The 24,639-nt window shown below is 62.7% G+C and carries 18 protein-coding genes; 7 read left to right on the forward strand and 11 right to left on the reverse strand.

Annotation, left to right across the window (positions count from 1 at the left end):
* Positions 1–51 precede the first annotated feature (51 nt).
* From alaS to cckA, 3 genes are all read right to left on the reverse strand, one after another.
* A complete protein-coding gene (alaS, locus tag C5L10_RS24370; protein ID WP_105431757.1) occupies positions 52–2,712 on the reverse strand; it encodes an alanine--tRNA ligase in 2,661 nt (886 codons plus the stop codon).
* A gap of 185 nt (positions 2,713–2,897) precedes the next feature.
* Positions 2,898–3,986, reverse strand: coding sequence for a recombinase RecA (gene recA / locus C5L10_RS24375; protein ID WP_038542844.1), 1,089 nt, complete (start codon positions 3,984–3,986; stop codon positions 2,898–2,900).
* Positions 3,987–4,231: 245 nt separating this feature from the next.
* Positions 4,232–6,844 (reverse strand): cell cycle histidine kinase CckA, encoded by a 2,613-nt coding sequence (gene cckA, locus C5L10_RS24380; protein WP_105425925.1) that lies wholly within the window; start codon positions 6,842–6,844, stop codon positions 4,232–4,234.
* Positions 6,845–7,096: 252 nt separating this feature from the next.
* Here cckA and C5L10_RS24385 point away from each other — a divergent pair, with 252 nt between their 5' ends.
* Positions 7,097–8,176: a flagellar biosynthetic protein FliO gene (locus C5L10_RS24385; RefSeq protein ID WP_105431758.1), complete on the forward strand. Its 1,080-nt coding sequence runs from the start codon at positions 7,097–7,099 to the stop codon at positions 8,174–8,176.
* 104 nt (positions 8,177–8,280) lie between these two features.
* Here C5L10_RS24385 and dksA read toward each other — a convergent pair whose 3' ends face one another.
* Complete coding sequence (gene dksA / locus C5L10_RS24390; RefSeq protein ID WP_007771163.1) at positions 8,281–8,700, reverse strand: RNA polymerase-binding protein DksA; 420 nt, start codon at positions 8,698–8,700, stop codon at positions 8,281–8,283.
* A gap of 270 nt (positions 8,701–8,970) precedes the next feature.
* Here dksA and C5L10_RS24395 point away from each other — a divergent pair, with 270 nt between their 5' ends.
* The 4 genes from C5L10_RS24395 (at position 8,971) to C5L10_RS24410 (ending at position 12,759) form a co-directional block, all read left to right on the forward strand.
* Positions 8,971–9,480 carry a histidine phosphatase family protein gene (locus C5L10_RS24395; RefSeq protein WP_105431786.1) on the forward strand — a complete coding sequence of 170 codons (510 nt, stop codon included), beginning with the start codon at positions 8,971–8,973 and terminating at the stop codon, positions 9,478–9,480.
* A 77-nt stretch (positions 9,481–9,557) separates the two neighbouring features.
* A complete protein-coding gene (locus C5L10_RS24400; RefSeq protein WP_105431759.1) occupies positions 9,558–11,027 on the forward strand; it encodes a YcjX family protein in 1,470 nt (489 codons plus the stop codon).
* On the forward strand, positions 11,024–12,103 hold the full coding sequence (locus C5L10_RS24405) for a YcjF family protein (RefSeq protein ID WP_105431760.1): 1,080 nt from the start codon (positions 11,024–11,026) through the stop codon (positions 12,101–12,103). Before C5L10_RS24400 ends, C5L10_RS24405 begins: the two co-directional genes overlap by 4 nt.
* A 101-nt stretch (positions 12,104–12,204) precedes the next feature.
* Positions 12,205–12,759, forward strand: a complete 555-nt coding sequence (locus tag C5L10_RS24410; RefSeq protein ID WP_105431761.1) for a hypothetical protein — start codon at positions 12,205–12,207, stop codon at positions 12,757–12,759.
* 15 nt (positions 12,760–12,774) lie between these two features.
* Here the strand turns inward: C5L10_RS24410 and folK are convergent, their stop codons facing one another.
* Genes folK through folP form a run of 3 tightly spaced genes read right to left on the reverse strand, consistent with a single transcriptional unit; the run spans position 12,775 to position 14,547 of the window.
* Positions 12,775–13,302 carry a 2-amino-4-hydroxy-6-hydroxymethyldihydropteridine diphosphokinase gene (gene folK / locus C5L10_RS24415; protein WP_256384726.1) on the reverse strand — a complete coding sequence of 176 codons (528 nt, stop codon included), beginning with the start codon at positions 13,300–13,302 and terminating at the stop codon, positions 12,775–12,777.
* Positions 13,286–13,651 (reverse strand): dihydroneopterin aldolase, encoded by a 366-nt coding sequence (gene folB, locus C5L10_RS24420; RefSeq protein WP_105431763.1) that lies wholly within the window; start codon positions 13,649–13,651, stop codon positions 13,286–13,288. The genes folK and folB overlap by 17 nt, the downstream gene beginning before the upstream one ends.
* A complete protein-coding gene (gene folP, locus C5L10_RS24425) occupies positions 13,651–14,547 on the reverse strand; it encodes a dihydropteroate synthase (RefSeq protein ID WP_172717145.1) in 897 nt (298 codons plus the stop codon). The genes folB and folP overlap by 1 nt, the downstream gene beginning before the upstream one ends.
* A 178-nt stretch (positions 14,548–14,725) precedes the next feature.
* On the opposite strand from folP, the gene C5L10_RS24430 reads away from it, so the two are divergent.
* On the forward strand, positions 14,726–15,274 hold the full coding sequence (locus tag C5L10_RS24430) for a DUF922 domain-containing Zn-dependent protease (protein WP_371411981.1): 549 nt from the start codon (positions 14,726–14,728) through the stop codon (positions 15,272–15,274).
* 432 nt (positions 15,275–15,706) lie between these two features.
* Here the strand turns inward: C5L10_RS24430 and C5L10_RS24435 are convergent, their stop codons facing one another.
* Complete coding sequence (locus tag C5L10_RS24435) at positions 15,707–16,027, reverse strand: 2Fe-2S iron-sulfur cluster-binding protein (protein ID WP_105431765.1); 321 nt, start codon at positions 16,025–16,027, stop codon at positions 15,707–15,709.
* A gap of 141 nt (positions 16,028–16,168) precedes the next feature.
* The gene (locus C5L10_RS24440; RefSeq protein ID WP_105431787.1) at positions 16,169–16,537 is read right to left on the reverse strand and encodes an Hpt domain-containing protein; all 369 of its coding nucleotides are present in this window, start codon (positions 16,535–16,537) and stop codon (positions 16,169–16,171) included.
* Positions 16,538–17,016: 479 nt separating this feature from the next.
* Here C5L10_RS24440 and C5L10_RS24445 point away from each other — a divergent pair, with 479 nt between their 5' ends.
* Positions 17,017–23,439 carry a hypothetical protein gene (locus C5L10_RS24445; RefSeq protein WP_105431766.1) on the forward strand — a complete coding sequence of 2,141 codons (6,423 nt, stop codon included), beginning with the start codon at positions 17,017–17,019 and terminating at the stop codon, positions 23,437–23,439.
* Between the two features lie 78 nt (positions 23,440–23,517).
* Here the strand turns inward: C5L10_RS24445 and C5L10_RS34440 are convergent, their stop codons facing one another.
* Positions 23,518–24,003 (reverse strand): barstar family protein, encoded by a 486-nt coding sequence (locus C5L10_RS34440; RefSeq protein ID WP_105431767.1) that lies wholly within the window; start codon positions 24,001–24,003, stop codon positions 23,518–23,520.
* A 3-nt stretch (positions 24,004–24,006) separates the two neighbouring features.
* Positions 24,007–24,621: an ABC-type transport auxiliary lipoprotein family protein gene (locus C5L10_RS24455; RefSeq protein WP_105425929.1), complete on the reverse strand. Its 615-nt coding sequence runs from the start codon at positions 24,619–24,621 to the stop codon at positions 24,007–24,009.
* Positions 24,622–24,639: the final 18 nt, after the last annotated feature.

A 24,639-nucleotide genomic window follows, 5' to 3' on the forward strand; every position in this document is an offset into this window, starting at 1 on the left:
GTCTTCCTTTGAAACCGAAAAGCGGGCCATGCCCGCTTCCGGTGTTTGTCGTCAGGCGCCGAGAGCGGCTGCCACCGCGTCGAGCGCCTCATTGGCCTTGGCGCCATCGGGCCCGCCGGCCTGGGCCATGTCCGGACGGCCGCCGCCGCCCTTGCCGCCGAGTGCCACGGATGCGATGCGGACCAGATCCACGGCGCTGAAGCGGTCGACCAGATCTGGCGTGACCGCAACCACGGCGCTTGCCTTGCCGTCTTCCGAAACGCCGATCAGCGTGACGACGCCGGAGCCGAGGCTCGCCTTGCCTTCATCCGCCAGGCCCTTGAGGTCTTTGGCATCGATGCCGTTGAGCGCCTTGCCCATGAACTTGATGCCGCCGATCTCCTTGAAATCGCCGGCCGAACCACCCTGCCCGCCGCCCATCGCAAGCCGGCGCTTGGCATCCGCCAGTTCCTTCTCGAGCTTGCGGCGCTCGTCGATCAGCGCTTCGACGCGCGACACCAACTCCGCCGGCTGCACCTTCAAGGCGCTGGCGAGCGTCTTCACGCGCTCATCCTGCTCGCCAAGATAGGCCCGTGCTGCCTCGCCCGTCACCGCCTCGACGCGGCGAACGCCGGCGCCAACCGCACTTTCGCCGAGAACGCGGACAAGGCCGATATCGCCGGTCGCGTTGACATGCGTGCCGCCGCAGAGCTCGACCGAATAGGGCTTGCCGGCCTTCGGACCTTCGATCGCCTTGCCCATCGCCACCACGCGAACTTCGTCGCCATATTTTTCACCGAACAGCGCCATGGCACCCTCGGCGATCGCGTCGTCGACGCTCATCAGCCGGGTCGTGACCGGTGCATTCTGCAGGATGATGGCATTTGCCATGTCTTCGACCTTCTGCAACTCCTCGGCCGACATCGGCTTCGGATGCGAGACGTCGAACCGCAGCCGCTCCGGCGCCACCAGCGAACCCTTCTGGGCCACATGGGTGCCGAGCACTTCACGAAGCGCCTCATGCAGCAGATGGGTGGCCGAATGGTTGGAACGCAGGCGCGAACGGCGGACATGATCGACCGTCAGCGCCACCGCATCACCGACCTTCAACGTGCCCTCAGTGACGGTCGCGATGTGGACGAACAGGCCCTCGCCCTTCTTCTGGGTATCCGAGACATTCAGCTTGCCATTGTCGGTCGAGATTACGCCGGTATCGCCTATCTGACCGCCGGATTCGCCATAGAACGGCGTCTGGTTGACGACGACCTGCACCTGTTCGCCGGCGGAGGCGCTGTCGACAGCCTTGCCGTCGCGGACGATCGCCTGCACCACGCCCTCGGCCGTTTCAGTATCGTAGCCGAGGAACTCGGTCGCGCCGTGCTTTTCCCTGAGCTCGAACCAGATCGTTTCCGTCGCCTTGTCGCCAGAACCGGTCCAGTGCGACCGGGCTTCCGCCTTCTGGCGCTGCATGGCGTCGGTGAAACCGGAAATATCGACGCCGATTTCGCGGGCGCGCAAAGCGTCCTGCGTCAGATCAAGCGGGAAACCGTAGGTGTCGTAGAGCTTGAAGGCGGTCTCGCCATCGAGCATGTCGCCCTTGTGAAGCGTGTTCGTCGCATCCGACAGCAGCGAAAGGCCGCGCTCCAGCGTCTTGCGAAAACGGTTTTCCTCGAGCTTCAGCGTTTCCGAAATCAGCGATTCCGCACGCACCAGTTCCGGATAGGCGCGTCCCATCTGTTGAATGAGCGCCGACAGCAGTTTCCAGAGCAGCGGATCGCGGGCGCCGAGAAGCTGCGCATGGCGCATGGCGCGGCGCATGATGCGGCGAAGTACATAACCGCGGCCTTCGTTCGAGGGCAGGACGCCGTCGGCGATCAGGAAGGCGGAAGAGCGCAGGTGGTCGGCGATGACGCGGTGGCTGCCGCGATGTTCCCCTTCCGCCTTGATGCCGGTCGCCTCTTCCGAGGCAGAGATCAGCGCCCGAAACAGGTCGATATCGTAATTGTCGTGCTGCCCCTGGAGGACGGCCGCAACACGCTCCAGGCCCATGCCGGTATCGATCGACGGGCGCGGCAGGTCGATCCGCTCTTCCTTCGTCACCTGCTCATACTGCATGAAGACGAGGTTCCAGATCTCGATGAACCGGTCGCCGTCCTCTTCCGGCGAACCGGGAGGGCCACCCCAGATATGGTCGCCATGATCATAGAAGATTTCCGAGCACGGGCCGCAGGGACCGGTATCGCCCATCGCCCAGAAATTGTCGCTGGTCGGAATGCGGATGATCCTGTCGTCCGAAAGACCGGCGATCTTCTTCCAGAGGTCGAAAGCCTCGTCATCGGTGTGGTAGACGGTGACCAGGAGACGCTTGGCGTCGAGGCCGAACTCCTTGGTGATCAGGTTCCAGGCAAGCTGGATGGCATTCGCCTTGAAATAGTCGCCGAACGAGAAATTGCCGAGCATCTCGAAGAAGGTGTGGTGACGAGCGGTATAACCGACATTGTCGAGGTCGTTATGCTTGCCACCGGCGCGAACACATTTCTGCGCCGTCGTCGCGGTCGTATAGGGGCGTTTTTCAAGACCGGTGAACACGTTCTTGAATTGAACCATGCCGGCATTGGTGAACATCAGCGTCGGATCGTTGCGCGGCACCAGCGGGCTTGAGGACACGACCTCGTGCCCGTTCTTTCGGAAATAGTCGAGGAAGGTCGACCGGATTTCATTCACGCCGCTCATGCTACGCCCTTTTTACCGCCGGATGCGGTCCTATTGTTCGAAAACCAAAGGCTTGTATCGCCCACGCCCCCAACTGTCCAGCCGCCCCACCGCCTAACCGAACGAGAAACCGGCCGCACATCTTTCCATGCGCGACCGGTTCAAAAGCAATCAACCGAAGAAAACTCCGAGTGCGGCGGGAGGGCTTACATATCTGCAGCCGCGTCGCCGTCGTCAGCGTCCGGGCCGCCATTCTGCAGGAAACGGTCGGCGATGAGGCCGGCATTCTGGCGGAGCGACGTCTCGATCTCGCGGGCAAGTTCCGGATTATCGCGCAGGAAGGTCTTGGCGTTCTCGCGGCCCTGGCCGAGGCGCTGGCTGTTATAGGAGAACCAGGCACCTGACTTCTCGACGATGCCGGCCTTGACGCCGAGATCGACCAGTTCGCCGGTCTTGGAAACGCCCTCGCCATACATGATGTCGAATTCGACCTGCTTGAAGGGAGGCGCCATCTTGTTCTTGACGACCTTGACGCGCGTCTGGTTGCCTACCACTTCCTCGCGTTCCTTGACCTGGCCGATGCGGCGGATGTCGAGACGAACAGAGGCGTAGAATTTCAAGGCGTTGCCACCGGTGGTGGTTTCGGGGGAACCGAACATCACACCGATCTTCATGCGGATCTGGTTGATGAAGATCACCATCGTATTCGACTTGGAGATCGAAGCGGTGAGCTTGCGCAGCGCCTGGCTCATCAGGCGTGCCTGGAGGCCCGGCAGGCTGTCGCCCATTTCGCCCTCGATTTCGGCGCGCGGCGTCAGTGCCGCAACCGAATCGATAACGAGGACATCGACGGCACCGGAACGGACCAGCGTGTCGGTGATTTCAAGCGCCTGCTCGCCGGTATCCGGCTGCGAGATCAGAAGGTTCTGGAGATCGACGCCAAGCTTGCGGGCATAGACAGGGTCGAGCGCATGTTCGGCGTCGACGAAGGCGCAGATGCCGCCCTTCTTCTGGGCTTCGGCGATCGTCTGCAATGCAAGCGTCGTCTTGCCCGAGCTTTCCGGACCGTAGATTTCAACGATGCGGCCCTTCGGCAGGCCGCCAATGCCGAGCGCGATATCGAGGCTGAGAGAGCCGGTGGAAACCGTCTCGATCTCGACAATGCTCTCGTTCGCACCGAGCTTCATGATCGATCCCTTACCGAAGGATCGTTCGATCTGCGACAATGCTGCTTCCAGCGCCTTGCTCTTGTCCACGCCTTTATCCTCTACGAGCCGCAAACTATTCTGTGCCATCTGGTCCCACCTTTAGGTTATTGCCGCCGCGCACGCAATGAAGCAGCCGATAAAGGTGATGTACCTATTTTGTTCTCATTTGGCAAGGGTCTCCCAAGCGATTGAGTCAAAATAGATATTTCGATTTCGTTCTCAGGATGTTCACGCCCGCCGGGGTGTGGAAAATTCCCGTTTGAAATCAAAGCTGCGCCGCAATTTGACGAGGAAATCGCGGCGTTTGAAATTTATGAGGGACAATCCGATTCTCACTCCGAATCGAGCATTTCCCGGACCGCCACGGCAAGCTGCTTCAGCGAGAAGGGCTTCGGCAGGAAGCCGAACTTGGCGTCGGCCGGCAGGTTGCGGGCAAACGCATCCTCGGCATAGCCCGAAACGAAGATGAACTTCATGTCCGGATAGATCTTGCGCAGCTCGGTCAAAAGCGTCGGGCCGTCCATTTCCGGCATGACGACGTCGGAGACGACGATATCCACCTTGCCCTGCAGCTCTTCCATGATGTCGAGCGCTTCGGTGCCGGAGCCCGCCTCGTGCACGGTATAGCCACGGGTTTCCAGCATGCGCTTGCCGCCGCGGCGGACGGCCTCCTCGTCCTCGACGAGCAGGACCACCGCCGACTTCCCCGTAAGGTCGAGGTCGTCGGAAGCGGGCGTCGACACGACAGGCGCGATAACGGCCGGCTGCGCCTGCGTACCGGTTGCGGTAGCGTCCTGGACGACGACAGGCGTTTCGGGAATGTGGCGTGGCAGGAACATGCGGAAACTCGTGCCGCGTCCGACTTCCGATTCGGGATAGATATAGCCGCCGGACTGTTTGACGATGCCGTAGACCATCGAGAGGCCGAGGCCGGTGCCCTTGCCCACTTCCTTGGTGGTGAAGAACGGTTCGAAGATCTTGTCCATGATTTCGGGCGAAATGCCCGTGCCGGTGTCGGAAACCTCGACCATCACGAAATCTTCGGCCGGCAGATCCGCCTGGTTGAAACCACCGGCATCCTCGGCGGATACATTGCGGGTCTTGATCAGGATCGTGCCGCCCTGGGGCATGGCATCGCGCGCGTTGACGCAGAGGTTGATCAGCACCTGCTCGAATTGCGACAGGTCGGTGCGCACCGGCCAGAGATCGCGGCCGTAGTCCACTTCGAGCTTCACATTGGTGCCGGAGATCAGCCGGTCGACCAGCATGCGCAGGTCGCCGACGACGTCGGTGAGGTTCAGCACCGCCGGCCGCATGGTCTGCTTGCGCGAGAAGGCGAGCAGCTGGCGCACCAGCACGGCGGCGCGGTTGGCGTTGCGCTTGATCTCCATCAAGTCGGCAAAGCTCGCATCGGAGGGGCGCGCCTGCAGCAGAAGGTGATCGGAGGACAGAAGGATCGCGGTCAGGACGTTGTTGAAGTCGTGGGCGATGCCGCCCGCCAGCGTGCCGACCGCATTGAGCTTCTGGGTCTGGGCCATCTGGGTTTCGAGCGCCTTCTGCTCGGTCGTCTCGACGGCGTAGACGATCGCGGCTTCTTCCGGCGCCTCGTCGCTCTCGTCGATCACGGCGTTCACATAGAAGCGCACATAGCGGTTCTCGTCGCCGGGGTGGCGCGAATCGATCGGGGCGATATCGCCCTGCCCATCCTTGGCAGCGGCAATCGCCTGCATCAGATGCTGGCGGGAATTGTCGTGAACGATGCGGTCGAGTTCGATACCGGCATCCACGTCGTCGCGGGAAACGACGCCGGCAAACAGTTTGAGGAACGGCGCATTGATGCGCAGGATCCTGCCCTCGCCATCCACGGAGGCGATCGCCATCGGCGTGTTGTTGAAGAAGCGCGTGAAGCGCATCGCGGACGCCGACTGGTCGCCCTCGCCGCCCTTCGGCCGTGCCAGCACGATGGTCCGGCTCTCGCCCGGCGCACCATCGCGGGTGGCGCTGACATTGTGCACCAGGCGCACGGGCAGGCTCTGGCCGTTGGCGCGGCGCAGGTCGAGGTCGAGCGTCTCGGTGCGCTTCAGCCCGGGTGCTGCCTGTACCGACTGGATCAGCGCCATGCCCTCGCCCGCCACCAGGTCGGCGATCGTCACCGAGCGCGGCACGAATTTGGTCAGGTCTATGCCGAGCCATTCGGCAAGCGTGGCGTTCAGGTAGAAGATTTCGCCCTTCTTGCCGGCGGAGAAGAACCCGGCGGGCGCGTGGTCTAGATAGTCGATGGCGTTCTGCAGCTCGCGGAAGAACCGTTCCTGGTCGTCGCGTTCCGACGTAATGTCGGTGATCTGCCAGATATCGAGCTGGCCCTTGCGGCTGTCGGCGGGCGTCAGCAGCCGTGCCTTGAGACGGTACCAGTGGGCACCGGAACCGTTGCCGGTCGTCCGTCCGATCGGCTGGAGAAGCCGGAACTCCTCATGGCCTTCCCGGCCTTCGCGCAGAGCTGTCGTCAGCCGGTAAAGCGCCTCGGTCGATTCGCGGGTCTTGGACAGAAGCGCTTCGAGCGACTGCACGTTGCTCGCCTTGGTCGCGCCGGTCATCCGGCCATAGGCGGCATTGGCGTAGAGAATACGACCCTTGGCGTCGGTGATCAGAATGCCGTCGGGATGGTTGGCAAGGAAACCGCGGGCCAGCTCGTCGGAACGCGACTGCGGCATGACCTCGACGAGGCCGATGATCGACGACACCAGGAAGAAGATGCCGACCATGGCGAGGATACCGAGCAGGCCGAGCACCAGTTCATTGTCGAGCGCATGCTGAAACAGCACGAAGCCGGCGGCCACGCCACAGAGAACGAGCGCCAGGAGAACGATACGGATGATGGTGCCGCCACGCGTCCCTTTTTCCACCAGGGGCGCCTCGTAGTTGCCGCTCTGCTGCAACTTCGTCATCAATTCCTCGCATTTCGACCGACGCTGCGGCCATGAACATTCAGGGATCGGGAATCCCGCGATTCCTTATTAGCAAGTTGCAGGTTAAGCAAAAAGCTCTGCTTCGCCACAAAACCCGGGACAGTTTGGCGGAGTGACCTATCTTTGCTTTTCTACGCTGTTTTTCAGCGCTGGACAGTGACAGTTAGCAGCTTGCCTCGGTAGGAAAAAAGTCGTTTTTTACCGCGGCGTTCATATGAGGAGTGGCAAGAGATGTTCGAAGAGCTGATGGGCGCCTATGGAGGCCGCCTGGTGATCGCAGTCGTCGGCGTCGGCATTGGGCTTCTCGTCCTTATCGGCGTGCTCTGGCTCATCCGCAGCCGTTCAGGCCCCTCGCCCTTCGTGCGCGGCGGCAAGAACCGGCAGCCGCGGCTTCAGGTCCTGGATGCGGCGGCCGTCGATGCAAGGCGTCGCCTGGTTCTCATCCGCCGCGACGGGGTCGAACACCTGATCATGATCGGCGGACCGACCGATATCGTCATCGAAAGCGGAATATCGACGGCGGCACATGCCATGCCGGCGACAGCGGCCAGCCGGTTCCAGCCGATGGACATGACGGTTCCCGCTCAAGCCGCAGCCGCCATGGAAGCCCGACCGGCTGCCGTTGCCGAACCGCGCCCTGCCCCGATCCCACGTCCCGCGGCTCCGGAACCGCGCGTCGAGCCGGCCCGGGAAAGCGTTGTGCCGCCGCGAGAGACGCCGCGCGCCGCTCCGCCGGCGACTCCCGCCACCGGACCGATACCGATGAGCGGTACACTGGCGCCGCGGCCTGCATCGCCTGCCCCGGCAAACAACGCAGCAGCTCCCGAGCCGGCTGCCGCCCCCAGGATCGAACCGCCGGCCCGTCAGTCCCCGGAGGTGAAATCAGAACAGTTGCGGCCGATCGCGGCACTGGCAGCCGCTGCTGCACCTCCGCCGCCTCCCGCCCCAGCTCCTGCCCAGGTTCCGGCTTTCGACGATGCGGCCGACGTGCTCGACGCCGCCCGTGGGCGGGTCTTTCAGGAAGCACCCGAGCCGCGCGCCGTGCCCGTCAGCGCCGCGATCGTGCCGCCTGCCCTGCAATCGGCCGCCGACAAGCCGAAACAGCTCGGCAGCGACTTTGAACGGATTCTCGAAGAGGAAATGGCCAACAACCTTGCGGCCCGAGAAACTGCCGTCATCCCCCAGCCGAACCGCCAGATACAGCCGAGGAACCCCGGCGTCCCGCCGGTCACCGGCGCCACGCCGGAACCGAGCCTGCAGTCGGAAGTCGCCCGCATCTTCGGCGAGATGTCCGTCACTCGCGACAAGTGAGCCGGCACCCGCGACAAGTGAGCCGGCGCGAGGATTGAATTTTCCGCCAAGAAAAAAGGCACGGAAAACCGTGCCTTGAATTCGTTTTCGACTGATCGGGCGGATTATTCGTCCCGATAGACCTTTTCGCGGCGCTCGTGGCGTTCCTGTGCCTCGATCGACAGCGTGGCGATCGGACGAGCGTCGAGACGCTTGAGACCGATCGGTTCGCCCGTTTCCTCGCAGTAACCGTAGGTGCCATCTTCGATGCGCTGCAAGGCGGCATCGATTTTGGAAATCAGCTTGCGCTGGCGGTCACGGGCTCGAAGCTCGATAGCTCTGTCGGTTTCGGAGGAAGCCCGGTCGGCGAGATCCGGGTGGTTGGCGCTCTCTTCTGCCAGGTGACCCAGCGTTTCGCGCGCTTCTCTCAGGATATCGTTTTTCCAGGCGATAAGCTTTGCCCGGAAATACGCCTTCTGATTTGCATTCATGAACTCATCGTTTTCAGAGAGCACATAATTGCTAAGATCGATCTTCTCACTCAACGCGATTCTCCTGAAGAACATCTCATGCGGCGCTCTATATCCTATCCTCCCATCCCGATTCAAGCCTCGCGCTCAGTATTAAGGCATTTTTAAAACTGTCATGAAAATCCGCTAAACGGCTATTTTTTAAGCTTTTATTCTGAACGTCCGAAACTCTTCTCCACAGGAGGCTGCGCCGGGCCAGGCTATTTCAGAACATCTGCGGCAGTTGACGAGTCTCGTGCCGAAAGGCTACCCATCGCTTCCATCCTCTCACTAGCGGTGCCGGGCATGACGACGATCACTCCTCCTCCTTCCCGCATCTACCTGCTGCGCCATGCCAAATCCGGCTGGGCGGAGCCGGGACAGCACGATTTCGATCGCCCTCTCGACAATCAGGGTTTTGCGCAGGCCGAGATCGTTGCCGACAAGGCTGCCGATCGCAACTACAGGCCTGATATCCTTCTCAGTTCCACCGCCACGCGATGCCGCCAGACCGCCGAAGCGATCCGTCGTGCGATCAGCGAGGAGATCGAGCCTGTCTTCATCGACGAACTCTATAACGGCCCGCTCGGCACCTACCTTGCGATTCTTGGCGGCCAGCGGGACAGCAACTCGGTCATGCTCGTCGGCCACAACCCGACCATGGAAGAAGTGCTGGAAGGGCTGATCGGCGCCGACCAGATGGTGGCGGCCATCCCCGGCGGCTATCCTCCTGCCGGCCTCGCGGTGCTCGATTATCGCGGCTTTGTCGCCGGCTCGGATGCAGCCTGGACACTGACCGACTTCCTGACGGCCTGAACTGGACCCAAGCGACGGCTTTGCGGCCTCGCACGGGCTTCCTATATAGGCGTAAACTCTGGACCCGGAACGACGCCTTGCCGCCTTCGCTTACCAGCTTCTCGGATGACGCGCGCATCGCGCTCGACAATCTCGCCGACCGTGCCTCGGGCCTCGTGCATCCGACGATCAGGCTCGGCGTGACCGGCCTGTCGCGGGCCGGCAAGACCGTGTTCATCTCGTCCCTCGTCCACAATCTCCTGAACGGGGGCCGGTTGCCGCTCTTCGAGGCGTTCCGATCCGGCCGGATCTCCGCCGTGCGGCTCGAGCCGCAGCCGGACGATGCCATCCCGCGCTTCCAGTACGAAGATCACATCCAGGCACTGGTGCGCGACCGCATCTGGCCGGATTCGACCCGCGCGATCTCGGAACTGCGCATCACCCTCGACTACCAGAGCGCCAGCGGCTGGGGCCGGATGTTTTCGCGCGGCCGGCTGTCTATCGACATCGTCGACTATCCCGGCGAATGGCTGCTCGACCTGCCGCTGTTGGCGCAGGATTTTCGCACCTTCAGCGACAATACCGTAAACCTTGCCGGAACCGGCATCCGCGAGGAATTGTCGCGGGAATGGCTCGCCCTCGCAAACGGCATAGATGCGGACGCCCCGGCTGACGAAATGACCGCGAAGCGGTTGTCGGAAGCCTTTGCGGGCTACCTCAAGGCCTGCAAGGCGGACGAACGGTCACTTTCGACCCTGCCGCCCGGCCGTTTCCTGATGCCCGGCGATCTCGAAGGCTCGCCGGCGCTGACTTTTGCGCCGCTGCCGAACATGCCCGGGACCAAAGCGCCGAAGGGCTCGCTGCGGGCGATGATGGAGCGCCGCTACGAGGCTTACAAGAACGTCGTGGTCAAGCCGTTCTTCCGTGAGCATTTCGCGCGGCTCGACCGCCAGATCGTGCTGATCGACGCGCTGCAGGCGATCAATCGCGGCCCCGAAGCGGTGCAGGATCTCGAACGGGCGCTGACCGACGTGCTCGCCTGTTTCCGTCCCGGCCACAACAGCTTCTTCTCCTCCGTGATCGGCCGCCGGATCGACAAGGTCCTGGTCGCAGCCACCAAGGCGGATCACCTACACCACGAAAGCCATGACCGCCTGGAACGGCTCACCGGTCGGCTGGTCGATCGCGCCGTGCAGCGGATCGGCATGGCCGGCGCCGGTATCGAGGTCATGGCGATCGCATCGGTGCGCGCCACCCGCGAGGCGACCGTCAAAGAGGACAATCATCTCCTGCCGGTCATCGTCGGCACGCCTATCTCGGGCGAGATGATCAATGGCGAACGTTTTGACGGAAACAAGAAAACTGCGATATTTCCCGGTGACTTGCCGGAGAACCCTGAAGCATTCTTTCAACAGCTGGATTCCATCCACGCGGAGCTTCCGGAGATCAATGTGGTGCGCTTTCGCCCGCCGGCGCTGGAAGAGGCGAATGGCGGCATGAAGCTCTCCGTGCCGCATATCCGGCTCGACCGCGCCATGCAGTTCCTGTTCGGAGACCGCCTCGCATGAGACCGCCCGAATCACCTCAGAACGGCAAGCGCCGACCCGCATCCTTCTCGGTCGAAGAGGAAAGTGCTGCCCGAAACGAAACCTTGCCTGTCCCTCGCCGCAGCCCGCGCAGCTTCGAGGACGGCGTCGTGGTGACGCCCGACGAACAGGATCCGTTCGTGACGCCACCCGAACTCGCCGCAGAGGCCATCCCGGTCGCCGAGCCACGGGCGCGCAAGAGGTTCTCGTTCGTCAACCTGGCGGCGGCGGCTTTCGGCACCTTCCTGTCGCTCGCCTTCGGCCTGTGGGCCGACAGCGTCATCCGCGACCTGTTCACCCGTGCCGACTGGCTGGGATATGCAGCGCTCACCGCGCTTGCCGTCGGACTTGTCGCCGTTACCGTGATCGTCGGCCGTGAAATCTTCGGCATGATGCGGCTCTCCGCCGTCCAGACCCTGAAGGCCGAGGCGGAAGAGGCAGCCCTTTCCCCTCGCCCTGCAGCTGCGCGCACCGTCGTCGCCGCGCTCACCAAGATCCTCAGTCACCGGGCCGAGACCGCCAAGGGTCGCGCCAACCTCGACGCGACGAAAGACGAGATCATCGACGGCCCGCAACTCATCGAACTGGCCGAACGGGAACTCCTGGCGCCGCTCGACCGCAAGGCCCGCGCGCTCATCCTCGGATCGTCCAAACGTGTCTCGATCGTCACCGCCGTCAGCCCGCGCGCCATCGTCGATCTCGCCTATGTGCTCTTCGAAGTGACGCGGCTGATTCGCGCCATGGCCGAGCTTTACGGCGGCAGGCCGGGCACGCTCGGGCTGTTGAGGCTGATGCGGGACGTCATCGCCCATCTCGCCGTGACCGGCTCGATCGCCGTCGGCGACGGTGTCGCGCAACAGCTTTTGGGACACGGCCTCGCCTCCAAACTATCCAAGCGTTTGGGCGAAGGCGTGATCAACGGCCTGCTGACCGCGCGAATCGGCATCGCCGCCATGGATCTCTGCCGGCCGCTGCCTTTCCGGGCGGTCAAAAGACCGGGAATCGGCGATTTCATCTCGGATATCGCGACTGTCGGCGGGCGAAAAGATGAACAATAGAGTGTCCGACCCTGGCTCAGGGTCGGTCATCGTCACCACTCGTTAACCATTCCCACCTAAATTACGGGACACTTAAAGTTGCTGCTCGTCAGGGGAAAGTCATGTATTCGCGCTTCTTTTCGCTTCTTGGCGGGTTCGCCATTCTGACTGTCGCGGCCACCTCCGCCGTGGCGCCGCAGGCTGAGGCCGCTCCGCGTGACAAGGCTTTCTTCCAGTCGGTCGCCGGCGTCTGGAAAGGCCCCGGCGAAATCGTCGCCGGCAAGTACAAGGGCACGAAATTCAGCTGCAATTTGACCGGTGCAGCTATCCCGGACAGCGATGTCGGCATCAAGCTCGACGGGACCTGCCGCGTCGGCGTGTTCCAGCAACCGATGTCGGCCACCATCGCCCAGAGTGGCCGCGGTTACACCGGCAAGTTCCTGGACGGCGCCGAGGGCAAGGGGCTCGACATCATTTCCGGCTCGGTCAGCGGCGACAAGGTCGTCATGGGCATCAACCGCAATCAGCTCAACGGCGCGATGGTCGCGAGCCTGCGTGGCGAGAACAAGATGAACATCACCATCTCCATCAAGGTCGAAGACCAGATGGTTCCGGTGATCGGACTCAGCCTCGACCGCGACATGGATTCCATCGCCGTCGGTTCGATCCAACAATAAAATACCCAGGGCGCCTCAGGCGCCCTGCCACCAGTCCTGGCTGTCGCGCGCGACCTTGATGCCGGCAATATCGGCTCCACCAAGCCAGTCGCGCACTTTCCTTCCCTTCACCAGAAGATCCGGGGCGATATCGGCAAGCGGCATCATCACGAAGCCGCGGTCGGTCATGCGCGGATGCGGCACTTGCAGTTTTTCGCTTCTCTGCTCCCGCGTCCCGTAGGTCAGGATATCGATATCGATGGTGCGTGGTCCCCAGCGCTCCAGGCGAACGCGCTTCATGCCACGCTCGATCGACAGACAGACGTCCAGCAGGTCCTCCGGCTCCAATGAAGTTTCCACCAGAACGCAGCAGTTGAAGAAATCGGCCTGGTCGGTCTTGCCCCAGGGCGGGGTCGAATAGAGTTTCGAGACGGCGAGAACGCGGCAGTCCTCGCGCCCATCGAGCTGCCTGAGCGCCTCGGCCATGGACGACGGCGGATCGCCGATATTGCCGCCGAGCCCGAGAGCCGCGACCTCGAACGTCTTTTCAGACGAAATGCTCAACACGCACCTCCGCATAATCGAGGATGCCGGGGATCGGCACGCTCGGCTTGCGCACGACGATCTCTGCCCGGCGGATCTGCGGCGACCAGGCGCAGAGCGCCTTGGCGATGTCCTTGGCGAGCGTCTCAATGAGGTTGCGGCGGTGGCCGGTCACCACCTTCTCGACGATTTCGTAGGCGATGCCGTAATGCACCGTGCTCGCAACATTGTCGTTTTCGAGTGCCTCGTCCGCCTCGACGTCCATGATGACGTCGATGAAGAAACGCTGGCCGAGCGTGGCCTCCTGCTCGAAAGCGCCATGCTTGGCGTAGAACGCACAGTTCTTCAGCGTGATCGTGTAGGTCGCCATCAAAGGCCCTCTCTTTCTTCATGCGCGGAGGCCGCTTCTTCATGCGCGGAGGCCGCGGCGAGAACCGCGTCGGCCATTGCCAGCGCATCGCGGTTGGCGGCAACGTTGTGGACGCGGAAGATCGACGCCCCCGCAAGGCGAAGGATCGCCGTGGTCGCGGCGGTGCCGAGGTCGCGTTCGCTCGCTTTTTCCCGTCCCGTCAGCGCGCCGATGAACCGCTTGCGCGAGGTGCCGGCGAGCAGCGGAAAACCGAGCCTATGCAGTTCGGCAAAACGCGCCATCAATTCCATGTCGTCGTCACGGTCCTTGGCAAAGCCGAAGCCGGGATCAAGCACGATCGCCTCGTCGGAAATGCCGGCGCTGCGGGCGATCTCGAGAGACTGCTGCAGGAAAAATTCCTGGTCCTCGATACGATCGGGCCGCTTTTCCTGTTCGCGCCCGCGGCCGGTATGCATGATGCAGACCCCGGCAGATGTTTGCGCCGCAACGGTCGCGATCTCCGGCTCACGCTGCAGGCCGTGGACGTCGTTGATGATATGGGCACCCGCCGCCATCGCCAGGCGGGCGGTTTCGGCGCGGTAGGTATCGATCGAGATCAGCGCATCGGTCTCCGCGGCGAGTTTTTCGATCACCGGGAGGACGCGGTCCTGCTCTTCCGCTGCGGTCACCTCGGCGGCGCCAGGCCGCGTCGACTCACCGCCGATATCAAGGATGGCGGCGCCGTCGCGGACGCAGGAAACGGCGTGAGCCACCGCGGCATCGATGTTTGCGTAGTTTCCGCCGTCGGAAAAGGAATCGGGCGTGATGTTGATGATCGCCATAATCTGGCCTTGGCGACCGAGTTCAAGGACACGTCCCCGCCCGACACGCCAGGTGCTGTTGCGCTGCGATATCACCGGCCGGCCGTCTTTCGAAGGGTAACGCAAAATTTGATGCCTTTGTGTTGCGCTCAGGCTGGCTATGCCCCAAGGTCCCCATAAGTTCAACGTCGCAGGCCATAGAATGTTCTCCATGCGCAGAGTCCGCCGGTTTTTCGGTGTCTTTCTTCTCCTCTGCACGATCCCTGCGACGGCCATGGCAGAACCGATCATCAACAAGACCTATTCCTATTTCCGGATCGGCGGCCGCACGGCCGAGGACCTCGACAAGGAACTGGAAAACCGCGGCCCTCTCACCCGCAGCACCGGCCATCGCCATCCCGGCGCCACCGAAATCAAGTTCGGCGGCGACGTCACCTATGTGGAAAAGGGCGGGCGCTGCTCGGTCGGCGGGTCGCGTGTGACACTCCGAACCCACATTATCCTGCCGCGCTGGGGCAATCGCGGCCGTGCCACCGCCGATCTCGGCTTCATCTGGGATACTTTGTCGAAGGACATCAAGCGCCACGAGGAGCGGCATGCGGAAATCGCCCGCAACCACGCGCGCCAGCTCGAACGGGAACTGCTTGGCCTCCCCGCCAACAGAACCTGCGATGCACTGGAAAGACAGGTGGCGGAGACGACCCGCCGTGTTCTTGAGGCGCATGACCGGGAGCAGCTGCGGTTCGACCAGATCGAGGCGGCCAATTTCGATTCGCGGATGATTCGGCTGCTGCAGTATCGCCTGAAGCGATCCGGCAATTGATCCGCTTTTTGGCGTGAATCAGCCCGACCAACCGCATCCAGGCTTTTGCGGAGCTTGCGCCATCCCTCGTCAATAACGGGTGATTTATGGTGATAGTCTAAAATAGGAATCTCGGATACAACCTAAGACATAGCTTACCTACCAACGCTTCGAAAAACGAGGCACATGAGGTAGATAGCCGCAGGATCAGCGTACCTTTCCGGTTTTCGAACCGATGTGTCGGACGCGGTTGTTTCAGGTGTTCCTGAGTTTGGTTTCCGGTGTTTCAGTTCTCCTGGCGCGTCTTCAAGCCGCAGGTGGTTCCTCCCTCCCCTGCTGGTGATGCGCCCGCCTGGCCTCGCTTGCCGCTTTTGCGGAGCGAGGCTTTTTTTTGCCCGGAAACATCTTTTGCCCGGAACCAGGCATGTCGGCAAAGCGGCGATCAGGCCAAGATCAGGCTTGACGCTCTGGTACGTTGACCACGAGCCCGTCGAAATCCGCCTTGATCTTGATCTGACAGGAGAGGCGCGAGGTCGGCTTCACCTCGAAGGCGAAGTCCAGCATGTCTTCCTCCATGGGAGCCGGCGGACCGACCTTTTCGGTCCAGGCCTCGTCGACATAGACATGACAGGTGGCGCAGGCGCAAGCGCCGCCGCATTCAGCCTCGATGCCGGGGACGGAATTGCGAACCGCATTCTCCATAACCGTGGAGCCCGGCTCGGCTTCGATATCGAAGCGTGTTCCGTCAAAGGCTACGATGGTCAGTTTCGTCATGATAGGGAAATCCGGGATGTTGAAGGGTCAGGGCACACTATTTAAGGGCGCTGTCTTCCGATAAAACCCCCGCGCAGTCAACATTTTCGGGCGCCGCCGGCTGTTCAATCGGCGCCCTTGCGTACCGATTCGGCGAATCGCTCAGCGGCAGAGCTTGTTGATGAAGTTTTCGGCCTCCACGACGGCGGCAGCGACCGCGGCCCGCAACGAGGCGTCGGAGGCGTTGTCTTCAAGGCGCTCGGCAGCGGTCGAAACCTTGAAGGCACCGACGGCGCCGGCGGCACCCTTCAGGCGATGCGCGGCTGCGACGACATAGGCGCTGTCGGCGCTTGCGATGTCGTGCAGTGCGCGGCGTGCCTGGCGTGCGAACATCTGGAGCACTTCGATTTCGAGGTTCTTGTCGCCCATGGTTTGTGTCGCGAGATGAACGAGATCGATCGGACGGGACTGGGAAGGGCAACCGCCCCTCAGCGTTTCTGGAGCTTCGAACGCGATACTGACCGCTGCCATTGCCATGAACCTGTTTTCCCTGTTGCTCTTCTGATAATGTCCCGAATTGTGCGGGCCAATCGGAGCTATCCCGTTAAATTCCGGCACAATCTGGGCCGGTTTCTTCCCATATGGTTAATTTCTGCTAAGCTCCCGGGATTTTAGGAGTTTTGCATCTTCGTATGGTTTAAATTCTGTTAACAACATTCCACGGCATCGTTCGAAGGCAGGCGTCTTAATTGTGCAGGGTGGCCGAATGTGCCACTACAATACGCCTAAGGTGGCGAGGAATATCGTCCTTTTGCCCCGGATGGTAGGTTGGTAAGCTTTCATTATCATCCGTTTGAAAGAACGGCCATCCGACTTGAAAATGAATAGGAAACTGGAAATCCGCTTTGTGGGTGGAGAGTTTCCGGCAGGCAGCGTTCCATCTGTCGGTCTGCGGGCGGCAGCGCGTCAGATGGGATTTGCCGGGCGAGTATGTAACGAGGCGTAACCGCATGGCAAAGAACCCTAGCAGCGAGTCGATCGATGAGACGGCGTTCCAGGCGTTGGAAGATGCCCTAAAAATCAATTTCAACGATGATCAGTCGCGCCCTAGATCAGTGCCCCATGCCTCGGAGGCAAGAGTGTCAGACACCAACAAACCGCGTCAGACCCAGTACCAGGACGATGCCGCCGAATCATACAGATCGGCAGCCACCGAGACCGCTGCCAAATCTCCCACGTTCCAGCCCGCCAACGATGCGGGCAAACGCAGTTCGACTGCGATCCTGCGGACGCTGGAAGGCGGCGCGATGCGCTCGTCGATCCGCAATGCGGTGATCGTCTCGATCCTCTGGGCAATTGGCGGCATCGCGCTCGGGCAGATGATCTACGGCAACCAGCTCTGGCAGATCACCTCGGTCGAAGGCGTTCTCGCCGCTCCGGGCATCGTCGCGCTGGCGGTCTGTATCCTCATTCCCATCATGCTGTTCTTCGCCTTCGCGATCATGATGGCCCGCGCTCAGGATCTGAGAACCGCTGCCCGTTCGATGGCCGAGGTTGCGCTTCGCCTGTCCGACCCGGAAACCGTCGCCTCCGAGCGGATCATGAGTGTCGGCCAGGCCGTGCGCCGCGAAGTCTCGGCAATGAACGAAGGCATCGAGCGCACCATCGCCCGCGCCGCCGAGCTTGAGACGCTTGTCCATTCGGAAGTGAATGCGCTGGAGCGGAGCTTCACCGACAACGAATTGCGCGTTCGCGGCCTCGTCCACGAACTCGGCGCCGAACGCGACGCGATCGTCAACCATGCCGAGCGCATCCGCTCGTCGATCGTTGGAGCCCATGATCAGCTCAAGGAAGAGCTGTCGCTTGCGACCGAAGAAATCTCCATTCGCCTGGCGACATCAGGCGAAGCTTTTGCCTCGATGATCGAGACGCGCGGCGCGGCGCTGATGGAAAAATCCAACGCGGCCGGCGAAGCACTCGGCAGCCTGCTGACGACAAAGACCGAAAACCTGCTGCAGACGCTCAATTCCTCCGGATTCGCACTCGCCCACGAGTTCGACGAGCGCATGGATGCGATCAATACCGTGCTGTCGCAGCGCGGCCAGGCGCTTCTCAACGAATTCCAGACGCGCGCCTCCTCGCTCGACGCCAATACCGAAAAGCTCAACGCAGCACTTGCGGACCGCACCCGGCAGCTGAACGAGACGCTGCTTGCCCGGACGCGCGAGATCACTGACGGGCTTGCCGAAAGCGAACAGACGCTCACCGGTTCGCTCGGCGGTATCCTTGCGGCGCTCAACAGCTCGCTCGAAGAAAAGACCTCGTCCTTCCGTCAGAGCCTGCAAAGCACCGTCGAAGATGTGGTCCTCGACCTCGACATGCGCTCCGGCTTCTTCGAAGAACGCCTGCAGACGACCGTCGGCCTGCTCAGCACGACCTTCGACGACAGCATCTCGCAGTTCACATCCGCCTTCGACCAGCGTGCCGGCACGCTCGACAGCAAGCTGATGGACAGCCTCGCCCGCATCAACGAGACGGTCGCGAGCGGTTCGGATGCGATCGAAAACATCCTCTCGTCCAGCGTCGAGCGCATCAGTTCCTCGCTGACCGACCAGTCGCTCGCACTCGAGACGACGCTCGGCACCGGCCAGGAAATGCTGGATGCCATGCTCGGTAGCCGCTCGCGCGAACTGTCCGACGCATTGTCGGCCCGCAGCACCGAAATTCAGGATACGCTGGCCTCCCGCGCCACCGAAATCCAGGATGCGCTCGTGACGCACACGGGCGAACTCCAGGACGTCCTCGGATCAAGAACCAGCCAGCTTCGGGATGTACTTGGAACACGCACCAGCGAACTCCAGTCCGTGCTCGTTTCGCGCACCCAGGAACTTCAGGGAGCCCTTGAAGCACGCACCAGCGAGTTCCAGGAGGTCATCACCACCCGCACCGGCGCACTCCATGAAGCGCTGGAAACACGCACCACCGAACTCCAGGACGTGCTGACGACGCGTACCAGCGAACTCCAGGGCGTGCTCGCCTCGGGCACCGGAGAACTGCACGGAGTGCTCGGAACGGGCACCACCGAGCTTCAGGACGCGCTTGCATTGCGCACCGGCGAACTCAAGGACGTGTTTGCATCCGGCACCGGCGAACTTCACGCCGGCTTTGCCAGCGCGCGCCAGGACATCGAAACAACGATCACTGAGCGCAGCAGCAGCCTTCTCAGCACGCTTTCGGAAAACCAGGCGAAGTTCGAACAGAGTCTGGCCATCCGTTCGGGCGCCATTGTCGCCGCCCTTTCCGGCAGCCACGATCACCTGACTGAAGTGCTGAGCCAGAAATCCAGTGCGATCGAAACGCTGATGTCCGGCGCGCCGGAACGGCTTGCCGGCATGTTCGACGAAAAGTCGGAGCACATCTCCCGCACGCTCATTGCCAGCGAACAGCGGCTCGGTGACGAACTGGGGCGGCGCGCTTCCGAAATGCAGACGTCGCTCGATACCAACCGCGAGCGGATTTCCGAGATCCTCGAAGACAAGTCGATGGAAATCGCGACGTCCTTCGCGCTCGGTGAGGACCGCCTCGCCGGCATGCTGGAGGAGAAGTCGGACTCCATCACCCGCGCACTTTCGGAAACCGAACAGCGCATGAGCGGAGACCTTGCCCGCCGCACCTCGGAAATCAACGAGGCGCTTGGCGTCAACCGGGACAGGCTCGCGGAAATCCTCGACGACAAGTCGATGGAAATTGCCACGTCCTTCGCGCTTGGCGAAGACCGTCTCGCCAGCATGCTGGACGAAAAGTCGACGGCAATCGCCAACACGTTCATCGATGCCGACGTCCGCATCGAGCAGTCCTTCGCGGCCCGCGCCGAAGCGATCCGCAACGCCTATGCCGATAACCAGCTCAATCTCGACCAGTCGCTCGAAAATCGCACGGCCGAGATTGCCCGCGTTCTCGAAAGCGGCGGCGACCGCCTGGAACAGACCGTCGGCAGCGCAAGCGGCCGCATCGAGACCGCGCTCACAACCGGCGCACAGCGTTTCGAAACGGGCATGGCGGACGGACTGGAGCGGGTCGAAGCCGTTCTCGGCTCGACGCAGGAGCGTATCGCCGCAACCATCGGCCTTGGGCACCAGCAGCTGGAAACGACGCTCGGTTCCGGTTACGAGCAGATCCGCGACACCCTGGACGAACGCACGAAGTCGCTCGCGACAACGCTCAGCGACGCCCAGAGCCAGATCGGCGACCTGATGCAGGATCAGGTCACCTCCTTCGGAACCTCGATCGCGGCCAGCGCCGGAATGCTGGAAATGTCGCTCGAGACGCAGCAGAATGCGCTGCGCGGCGCTATCGACACTGCGGGGCAGTCTCTCGAAGAACGCCTGCGCGACAATGTCGGCACGCTCGCCGTCCGGCTTTCCGATGCCGCGAGCGAAATCGGCCACTCGGCCGACGCCTTCTCCAACCGCATCCGTCAGACGGTCGGCGGGGTTCAGGGCGCACTCGAAGAAACCGGCAGCCGCATCGAATCGACGTTCGGCGGGCTCGAAGGCCGGATCCGGGGCGAAATCCTCGAGGCAGCCCAGCTCGTCGACGAGGCTGGCGTCAATCTTTCCGCCACGCTCACCAACCGCACGGCCGACCTGGAACGTGTCGCCGTGGAGGCTTCGGACCGCATCACCGAGACCATGGACGGCCGCACCGCCCGGATCGAGGAACGCCTCGGCACGATCGACCGCGCGCTGACCATCGGTCTCGACAACGTCACCAAGACTATCGAAAGCAAGGCCGTCGGCCTTGCCTCGACACTGCGCGAAGCAGTCGGTGCCGCGGCCCAGAGCATGGACAGCGAAGCCACCCGCTCCGCCGAAGTGCTGGCGCGTGCCGGTGCCGAGTTCACCGAGGAACTCACCAACCGCAACGCCGAATTCACCAAGGCGATCGAGGAACGGTCGACCCAGATCGTCGGCCGGATTTCGGAAACCCAGAACCGGCTCGCCGGCCAGGCGGCAACCGTAGCACTTGCCTTCTCGGAAGCCGGCAATGCGATCGTCCACAAGGTCGCGGAGGCCGACAGCCTGGTGAAGCGCCAGGTCACGGCAATCTCCGAGGCGCTGGACGAAGCGCAGAAGGCGCTCGACTCGCGCGGCGACGGTATCCGCACCACGCTCGCCGATACGGCAAACCAGCTCGACACCGCCATGGACGCCGTCGACCGGGCACTCGCCGCCCGCGGCGACGCCATTCACTCGGCTCTCGACGCCCGCGCCCGCGATCTGAACTCCATGCTCGCCGGCCGCTCGGCTGAACTGGCACGCCTTCTCGATGAAAAGGCAAAGCCCATGGTCGAGGAATATGCCGCGACAGGCCGCACCGCCATCGAGCAGATGACGACCGCTGCCCAGCAGGGTGCGGAACGGCTCTCCTCCGTGGCGCAGGAAGCGACTACCCGGCTTGCCTCTGCCGCAGATGAGACGACCGCGCGGCTTTCTTCCGCGGCGGAAGAGACGACCACACGGCTTGCATCCGCGACGGACGAATCGACGGCGCGCATTCGCAACGAGAACTCGGCGCTTGTCGACGCGATCGCCGCGCGGACCAACGAGACGCTCGCCGCCATCACGCAGCGGACCGAGAGCGCCGCCGGCACCATGCGTCACGTCGAACAAGGCCTATCAGCCAGCGTCAACAGCCTCATCGACAAACTGGCGGAAAGCAATTCGAGCATTTCGGCGATGGTCCAGGAGTCGGCAAAGGAACTCGGCAGCACCGCCGATGCCGTCGCCCACCATCTTTCGGAAGCCGACCGCAAGCTCAGCGTCACGGCCAACCGGTTCGTTCAGTCGGCAACCAACTCCGCCGATATCGTTTCCGGCTCGACCCGCATGCTCGAAGACAATATCGGCCGTATGTCGGACGTCTTCGGCAATACGCTCGAGCAGGTCAGCAGCCTCGTCGGCCGCTTCGACGACCATTCGAGGGTGCTTGTCGAAGCATCCGAACTCCTCGGTGCAGCACAGTCCAATCTCGTCAGCACGCTGGACGAACGCCAGAATGCGCTGCGCAACCTGTCTACCGGCCTGGTCAAGCGTTCCGAGGAAATCGAGACGACGATGCGCAGCTTGACGACCTTGGTCGACGGCGCTTTCGAGCGGGCGGAAGAACGTTCGCTGCAGGTCGGCTCGCGGCTTCGCGAAAGCCTGCATGCCTCGTTTGCCGATATCGGCCGGACGCTCGGGGAAACCCAGCATCGCGCCGAAGTTACCGCCGATGCGATGCGCGAAGCGCTGATCAGCGCCGGCAGCGATGCCAACCACGCCATCGAGACGACGCTGTCTGACGCCGAGAAGCGCACCCGCGACCTTTCCGAGCGGATGCGCGGCAGCATTTCGCAGTCGCTCAGCGACGTCGAGCAGCTGCTGTCGGATGCCACCACCCGCTCCGGCAGCGCCGCCGAACAGCTGCGCGACACGCTCCGGGAATCGGTTGAGGAAGCCATCAGCCGCTTCGCCGGCGCGACCGACGAAATCCGCCGCTCGGCGCAGGATATCCGCCGCGAGCTGGATACGACCCGCACCGAACTCAAGCGCGGCGCCTTCGACCTGCCGGAAGAAGCCAAGGAAAGCGCCGCCGCCATGCGGCGTGCCGTCGCCGAGCAGATCAAGGCGCTGCAGGATATCTCGGCGCTGGTCGGTCGCTCGACGCAGAACTTCGAGATCTCCGAGCCTTCGGCACCACGCCAGGCGCCTGCTCCCGCTCCGCAGCCGGCTCCGGCCCGTCCGCAGCCTCAGCCTGCCGCCGCAGCCATCCCGCAGCCGGCTCCGCCTGCGCCACGCAATGATCCCTATGCTGGAAACGCCCTGCGCGGCACGCTGCCGCTCGATCGCCAGCCACAGGCGCCCGTCGCCCGCGCGCCGGAGCCACGCGGCACCGACGGCGGCTGGATCAGCGACCTGCTGCGCGGCGCATCGCGCGACGAGGTGGCAGAAACGCCTCCGGCACCCCGTCAGCAGCCGCAGCCGGCACCACGTGCCGCCGAACCGGCCCCAGCTCCGCGCGGCAACGGCGACAACCGCAACCCGCGCCACATGGTGGAATCGCTGAATTCGCTGTCGGTCGATATCGCCCGCGCCATCGACCATGACGCCTCGGTCGACCTGTGGCGGCGTTACCAGCGCGGCGAGCGCGACGTCTTTACCCGTCGCCTCTACACGCTGAAGGGTCAGCAGACCTTCGACGAGATCAAGCGCAAGTACGACCGCGAGCCGGAATTCCGCACCGCCGTCGACCGCTATATCGCCGATTTCGAAAAGCTGCTCGCCGACGTCGCCCGCACCGACCGCGACAAGACGGTCACCCAGAGCTACCTCACCTCGGATACGGGCAAGGTCTACACGATGCTGGCCCACGCCGCCGGCCGGTTCAACTAAAGAGCCGGATCGGAACCGCGCGAAATTTAAAGCCGCCTTTCGGGGCGGCTTTTTTGTTTGGAGATAACGAAGTCCGGATCAGAGATTGATGTCAAGAAGCGGCAAAGGCAGATCGGATTTCCGGTCGCTGGAAAAGAGGACATGCAAGGCTCTCGGCGGCCTATCCCATGACTCGCCTTCGGTCACCGGCTTGGCCCACTCAGCACCGATAGCGTCGAGAGAACTCACGAACCTTTGGAAAAGATTGGGATTGTGGCGATATAAGAAGACGCCGTTCAGTATAACAATATTGATACTACCGGTTTCGATCCAAGACAGATCGCACATGGCCTCATCGAAACCGTCCCAATTAAGCTGGCTATAGGGCATGGACAAGCCGCGGATGACGGCAGCGAAGAGGTCTTCTTCTTTCGTACATCCATGAAAATCGATTTCGCGGGGTTGGACGCAGTCACTCGTCGCGCTGATCCGACGAGACAGGGCATCCCGTCGACAGTGGACTGGATCACATAGGGTCGGCCCGCGGAATTTAGAACATCCCTGAGCCGGACTTTGGCCATTGATGCATCACATCGACTTCAGCGACCAGTCGACGATCTCGGCGCCGACCTTGGCGAAGGCGCGATCCAGCGCCTCGATGAAATCGCGGTTCTCGGCGCCCGATACCGGAGACGTCGCCTTGAACACGCTCTGGGCGCGCACCGTGCCGTTGCGGTCGTTGAGGATTTTTGCCGAGATCTCGACATTGGCGAGGCGGGGGCTGCCGGCGGTGACCTCGAAGGCGCGGATATCGGTGACGACCTGGTAATCGATCGCAAGGCCCTGCCCCGGCTTGCCGACGCCGCCGAGGCGGCCGGAATTCTCGAAGGCCTCGACGAGCTTCGACTGGACGAGCGCCGGCAAGCGGTCGCCCCAGCGGGAATCGGCGAGATACTGGATTTCGGAAGCGGAAACGCGCACCACGACCTGTTCGCTGTTCAGCAATTTCAATGCCGTCGGTTCGGGTACGAGGATCTGCCGGTTGCGGGCCGAGACACCCTGGCCGGACGGGGTGATCGACAGGTCGAACGTGTCGTTGTTGGCCTTGCTGCCGCAGCCGCCCAACAGCGCCGCGACAAGCGGCAGCGCAAGCAGAACCGGGGCACGGGCCGCGCGTCGCATCAGAACCTCAGAACCGGTCATCAAAATCCCACTCTTTCC

It is taken from the genome of Neorhizobium sp. T6_25 (genome assembly GCF_002968555.1).
GTDB lineage: Bacteria > Pseudomonadota > Alphaproteobacteria > Rhizobiales > Rhizobiaceae > Neorhizobium.